General features: G+C 49.1%; 1 protein-coding gene. It reads left to right on the top strand.

What is annotated here, in order from left to right:
• Window positions 1-110: 110 nt before the first annotated feature.
• Entirely contained in the window at window positions 111-1,334 is a 1,224-nt protein-coding gene (gene tuf / locus A3751_RS21400) for an elongation factor Tu (RefSeq protein ID WP_068458823.1), read from the top strand.
• The last annotated feature ends 108 nt before the right edge of the window (window positions 1,335-1,442 follow it).

The following is a 1,442-nucleotide window of genomic DNA, read 5'->3' on the forward strand; positions in this document are numbered from 1 at the left end:
TAGAGGTCACCGGTTCAATTCCGGTTATGAGCTCCAGATATAGTTTTGCGTGGTCTGCGCTCGTTTTGGCGCATAGTCACTAATCGAGCGATTCTTAAGGAGATGTTCGGATGGCAAAAGCAAAGTTTGAAAGAGTTAAGCCGCACGTTAACGTGGGAACCATTGGGCACGTTGATCACGGCAAAACAACATTAACGGCAGCACTTACTCGCGTATGTGCTGAAGTATTCGGTGGTGAGAAGGTTGACTTCGCGAACATCGACAACGCTCCAGAAGAGCGTGAGCGTGGTATTACAATTGCAACGTCACACGTAGAGTACGATTCAACAGATCGTCACTACGCGCACGTTGACTGTCCAGGGCACGCGGACTACGTGAAAAACATGATCACGGGTGCGGCGCAAATGGATGGAGCGATTCTAGTATGTGGCGCAACGGATGGCCCGATGCCTCAGACGCGTGAGCACATTCTTTTGTCTCGTCAGGTTGGTGTTCCATACATCGTAGTGTTTCTGAACAAGGCAGATCTTCTTGCAGAAGACTGTGGTGGTGCAGGTACTGAAGAATACAACGAGATGCTTGAATTGGTTGAGATGGAGCTTCGTGAGCTTCTAGATCAATACGAATTCCCTGGTGACGACACGCCAATCATCCCTGGATCTGCTTTGATGGCATTGAACGGTGAAGATGATAACGAGCTAGGTACTACAGCCGTTAAGAAACTTGTTGAAGCACTTGATACGTATATTCCAGAGCCAGAGCGTGCAGTTGATCAGCCATTCCTAATGCCAGTAGAAGATGTATTCTCTATCTCTGGTCGTGGTACGGTAGTAACTGGTCGTGTTGAGCGTGGCATCATCAAGGTAGGCGAAGAGATCGAGATCGTTGGTATCCGTGACACTCAAACGACTACGTGTACTGGTGTTGAGATGTTCCGTAAGCTTCTTGACGAAGGTCGCGCGGGTGAGAACGTCGGTGTTCTTCTTCGTGGTACTAAGCGTGATGATGTTGAGCGTGGTCAGGTGCTATGTGTTCCTGGTTCGGTTAAGCCGCACACGAAGTTCGAGGCTGAAGTATATATCTTGAGCAAAGATGAAGGTGGTCGTCACACGCCATTCTTCCAAGGCTATCGTCCACAATTTTACTTCCGTACCACGGATGTAACAGGTGCATGTGAGCTTCCTGATGGCGTTGAGATGGTAATGCCAGGTGATAACGTACAGTTGACAGCTACTTTGATCGCACCAATCGCGATGGAAGAAGGTCTACGCTTCGCGATTCGTGAAGGTGGCCNCACAGTTGGTGCTGGTGTTGTTGCCAAAATCATCGAGTAATTTGTTCTCGAGTTGAAAAGAAGGCAGCATGGCTGCCTTCTTTTATCTAGGCCAGTAGCTCAATTGGCAGAGCAGCGGTCTCCAAAACCGCAGGTTGGGGGTTCGATT

This window comes from Oleiphilus sp. HI0080 (genome assembly GCF_001635135.1).